General features: G+C 43.7%; 4 protein-coding genes. 3 read left to right on the top strand and 1 reads right to left on the bottom strand.

The annotated features are described in order from the left end of the window. Positions 1–1,245, bottom strand: a 1,245-nt coding sequence (gene nadB, locus B4J23_RS01820; RefSeq protein WP_414631558.1) for an L-aspartate oxidase, incomplete at its 3' end; no start/stop codon positions are given. A gap of 231 nt (positions 1,246–1,476) precedes the next feature. Between nadB and B4J23_RS01815 the strand changes: the two genes are divergently transcribed. The 3 genes from B4J23_RS01815 to lepA all read left to right on the top strand — a co-directional run. After that, on the top strand, positions 1,477–2,862 hold the full coding sequence (locus B4J23_RS01815; RefSeq protein ID WP_034171221.1) for a Do family serine endopeptidase: 1,386 nt from the start codon (positions 1,477–1,479) through the stop codon (positions 2,860–2,862). 127 nt (positions 2,863–2,989) lie between these two features. After that, on the top strand, positions 2,990–3,475 hold the full coding sequence (locus tag B4J23_RS01810; protein WP_291358604.1) for an acyl-CoA thioesterase: 486 nt from the start codon (positions 2,990–2,992) through the stop codon (positions 3,473–3,475). Positions 3,476–3,735: 260 nt separating this feature from the next. Then, the coding region (lepA, locus tag B4J23_RS01805; RefSeq protein WP_291358603.1) for a translation elongation factor 4 at positions 3,736–5,024 on the top strand (1,289 nt) is incomplete at its 3' end.

Genomic DNA, 5,024 nt, shown 5'->3' with positions numbered 1-5,024 from the left:
GATAGCTTGATCTGCCTTGAAATTTTCCTGAATATGTTTGGCAGCACTCATGCCATATACAAAACATTCTAAAAGTGAGTTGCTGGCCATGCGGTTAGCACCATGTAAGCCAGTATAAGAAGTTTCACCAATGGCATAGAGCCCGGCAATATCGGTCTGACTGTTTTCATCTACGACCACACCGCCACAGGTATAATGCGCAGCAGGAACCACAGGAATCATTTCCTTGGTGATGTCGATGCCAAGCTCTAGCAGACGTGCATATAAGGTTGGAAAGTGTTCCTTGATGAAGCTTTCATCTTTATGGGTAATGTCTAGCCAGACATGACGAATGCCCAGACGTTTAATTTCATAGTCAATCGCGCGTGCCACAATATCACGTGGTGCCAGTTCAGCACGCTCATCAAAACGCAGCATAAAACGCTCACCATCAGGTAGGCGTAAATAGGCGCCTTCACCACGCATAGCTTCTGTAATCAGGAATGAACGGGCTTGTGGATGATATAAACAGGTCGGATGGAACTGGTTGAATTCCATATTGGCAACCCGGCAACCGGCACGATAGGCCATCGCAATCCCATCACCGGTCGCGATATCAGGGTTCGAGGTATAAAGATAAGCTTTCATCGCACCGCCACAAGCCAGGGCAGTAAAGGGTGCTAAGAAAGTATGGACTTGTGCACTTTCTTCATTGAGTGCATATAAACCTAAGGCGCGATTTTCACCATCTAAGCCCAGTTTTTGTGAGCAGATCAGATCAATCGCAATGTAATTTTCAAAGATGGTAATATTTTCTTTTTCCTGAGCGCGCTGTACCAACGTGGTAGAAATGGCACGCCCAGTCGCATCAGCTGCGTGAATGATTCGGCGCTGTGAATGGCCGCCTTCACGGGTCAAATGTAATTGTTCCTGCTCATCCAGAGTAAATTGGACGCCGTGTTTCAGCAGAAAATCCACCGAAGGCTTACCACCTTCCACCGTCTGCTTCACCGCATCCATTTCACACAGATGTACACCTGCAATCATGGTGTCATCAATATGCTGTTCAATCGAGTCTGTCTCATCCAGTACTGCTGCAACGCCGCCTTGTGCATAATAGGTACTGGCATCAGTCAGGGTAGATTTGGCAAGAACTGCAATATTAAAATGTTCAGGCAAAGAAAGTGCTAGACTAAGACCGGCACCACCACTGCCCACAATGATCACGTCAAAATGATGGGTAAGGGGAAAATTAGACATGTCCATCAGCTAATTGAAAAAAAGTCCGTTAATCAGAGCGCTTTTTTGTACAAAAGGCAAGCGTTTAAGTGCTCATTTATTGATGAAAAAAATTAATAAAAGCTTTAACTTAATGCTTTAGAAAAATTAAAGGTTGCCAACATTCAAGCTTTCGAACATATTGTTACTTAAAATATATGAAGTTTGTGATAAAACCTATTTACATAAATTTATCAACAATTTGGGTGAATAATTTATATGAAAATTCTGGATTTAAAAAAAGGATTATTTGCAGCGACTGTTACCATGAGTGCTGCTCAGTTACAGGCAGTAACACCCGTCGATTTTTCTAACCTGGTTGATCAGGTTAGTCCGGCAGTTGTCAGTGTGAGTGTTGTCAAGAAAATGAGCGAAGAAGAGCTCTTGCAACAACAGGTTCCTGAAATTTTACGCCGTTTCTTTGGTAATCAGGTGATTATTCCGCAGCCACGTGTACCGCAGGAAAAAACCGGATATGGGAGTGCCTTCTTCATTAGTAAGGATGGCTATCTGCTGACCAACCACCACGTAGTTGAAGATGCGTCTAAAGTGACAATTACCTTGAATGATCGTCGGGAAATTGATGCGACAGTCGTAGGAAGCGACGAGCGTACTGACGTCGCTTTATTGAAAGTCAATGGTTCAGGTTTCCCGGAACTGCGTACTGGTGATGTTGATAAATTACGTGTAGGTGAGCCTGTACTAGCAATCGGTTCACCTTTTGGTTTTGACTACTCCGCTTCTGCCGGGATTGTCAGTGCCAAGATGCGTAATATGATGGGCGAAACCGCAGTCCCATTTATTCAGACTGATGTGGCCCTGAATCCAGGTAACTCGGGTGGACCGCTATTTAACCAGCGCGGTGAAGTGGTTGGGGTGAACTCACGAATCTTCAGTGGTACTGGCGGTTATATGGGCCTGTCATTTTCGATTCCCATTGATGTCGCTATGGAAGTGGCTGACCAGCTGAAACGTGATGGTAAAGTGACCCGTTCTTATCTGGGTGTAAGCCTGCAAGATATCGACCGTACTTTGGCTGAATCTTATAAATTATCTAAGCCAGAAGGTTCTTTAATTACCCAGGTGGCACCAAACTCGCCAGCGGCTAAAGCGGGTCTGCAAGCCGGTGATGTGATTTTAAAATACAATGGTACTGATATTTCACGCACTAGTCAGTTGCTGAACTATTTGAACCGTTCTGCACCTAAACAGCAGATCCAGTTAGAAGTATTACGTGATGATAAACGCCGTAATATCAATGCAACACTCACGACTGCGCCAGATGAAACGCCAGCCAAAGCAGGAAACCAGGCTCAGCCAAATAAAGGTCCGGTATTAGGCGTTACTATTCGGGAATTAAGCCCGGCTGAAAAAGAGCGTTTAGAGATTAAGGGTGGTGTAGTCATTCAGGATGTTCGTAGAGATGGGATCGCAGCTCAGGCACGGATTATGCCCAATGATGTCGTGACTCAAATCAATGGTAAAGCAATCTTGAACAGTAACCAGTTTGTGGAAGCTGTGGCAGATTTGAAAAAAGGTAGTGTTGCCCGTGTCGGTCTGATTCGTCAGGGTCAACGTGCCATTGTCGGGATGCGCATTTCATAAAATAAATGAATCTTCAATAATAAAAGACCGCTTGTATAGGCGGTTTTTTATTTTTCGCAATTTACCCGAGGCATAATTTCTGTAGACTCTGTATATAGAAAAAATTGCGATAAAGGATTAGAGAAAAGTGACCGGTATTTTTGACCAAGTTTTGAAGGTACAACCTGAACATATTGATCGTCTAGGACATGTGAATAACGTAGTTTATGTGCAGTGGATGCAGGATGTGGCCTCGGACCATATCGAGCAATTAGGACTCGGTTTAAATGAGTATCTGCAACTTAAACATGCCATGGTTGCAGTTGAACATCATGTCCAGTATCGCAAGGCGGCATTTGAAGGGGATGAGCTAATTTTAAGAACATGGTTAAGTGATCTAAATGCCTTGTATTCATTCAGACAGTATGCATTTTATCGTCCACAGGATCAGAATGTCCTATTTACCGGTAGCACGCAGTGGGCCTGTATCGAAATTGCGTCGGGTCGACCGAAGCGTATGTCGCCAAGTTTTACCCAAGCTTATCAGCCCCTCTCAGACAGTATTAACCCTTATGATTTTTCTACTTTATATTTGAGTGAAGAAGCAAAGGTGATAAGAGAAGAATCAATCTAATAAGGTGATGATATCGAGATTGAATAGAGGTTAGCTACCAAATAGGAAGCAGCCCATTTAACAATCTGTTTTCTTGGAAAAAAGCTGAGGAAAAGAAAATAAAAAATAAAGCAGTTACGTATTTAAGATAAGCGAGAGAGAAGAAAGATAATTCTCTTTCTGTATCTCCATTCTGCTATAATCCTCGGCAATTTCTATTCGGCTTTTGTTATGCAATGACTTTTTAAATTGCATGACGCGTTTTTTTCTCAAGGTAGCCCATGGCGCAAGCTAAAAAATCTGTTGATATTAAAAACATTCGTAACTTCTCGATTATTGCGCATATTGACCACGGTAAATCGACTCTGGCAGATCGTTTTATTCAAACTTGTGGTGGTTTGCAGGATCGTGAAATGCAGGCTCAAGTTCTTGATTCTATGGAACTTGAACGCGAACGTGGGATTACCATCAAAGCGGCTTCGGTCACCTTGTACTATACCCATCCAAATGGCCAAGAGTATCAGTTGAACTTCATTGATACCCCGGGACACGTGGATTTCTCTTATGAAGTTTCACGTTCTTTGGCGGCCTGTGAAGGTGCACTACTGGTGGTAGATGCAGCACAAGGTGTAGAAGCGCAGTCTGTTGCAAACTGCTATACCGCCATTGAGCAGGGTCTGGAAGTTTTACCAGTACTGAACAAAATTGACTTGCCACAAGCTGAACCCGAACGTGTAATTCAGGAAATTGAAGATATTATCGGGATTGAAGCGACTGAAGCACCGACCTGTTCAGCAAAAACTGGCCTAGGTATTGAAGGTGTGCTTGAAACGCTGGTGAATGTCATTCCTGCACCAACAGGTGAACGTGATGCACCGCTGCAAGCGTTGATTATTGACTCATGGTTCGATAACTACCTGGGCGTAGTATCTCTGGTTCGTGTGAAACAGGGTCGTGTTCGCAAGGGCGACAAGATGCTGGTGAAATCGACTGGTCAGACACATATCATCACTTCAGTCGGTATTTTCAATCCGAAGCATACTGAAACCGATATCCTTGAAGCGGGTGAAGTTGGTTTCGTGATTGCCGGTATTAAAGACATTTTTGGCGCACCAGTGGGTGATACCATTACACTGGCAACTACTCCAGAAGTTCCAACACTACCTGGTTTCAAAAAAGTAAAACCACAGGTATATGCGGGCCTGTTCCCAATCGATTCCAGTGATTTTGAACCTTTCCGTGAAGCATTGCATAAACTGCAAATCAATGACTCTGCGCTGTTCTTTGAACCAGAAAGTTCTGATGCTCTAGGCTTCGGTTTCCGCTGTGGCTTCTTAGGTATGCTGCACATGGAGATCGTACAGGAGCGTCTAGAACGTGAATACGATCTGGATTTGATCTCTTCAGCACCAACGGTAATTTATGAAGCAGTGATGAAAAATGGCAATACCATTTACATCGATAGCCCGTCAAAAATGCCAGATGGTTCAACTGTTGAAGACCTGCGTGAACCAATTGCAGAATGTCATATTCTGGTACCACAAGAATACCTGGGTAATGTCATGACCCT

Source organism: Acinetobacter sp. UBA3025, from assembly GCF_002367915.1.
Classification (GTDB): domain Bacteria; phylum Pseudomonadota; class Gammaproteobacteria; order Pseudomonadales; family Moraxellaceae; genus Acinetobacter.
The sequence above is the reverse complement of the archived record's forward strand: the minus strand, read 5'-3'. Positions and strand labels throughout refer to the sequence as shown.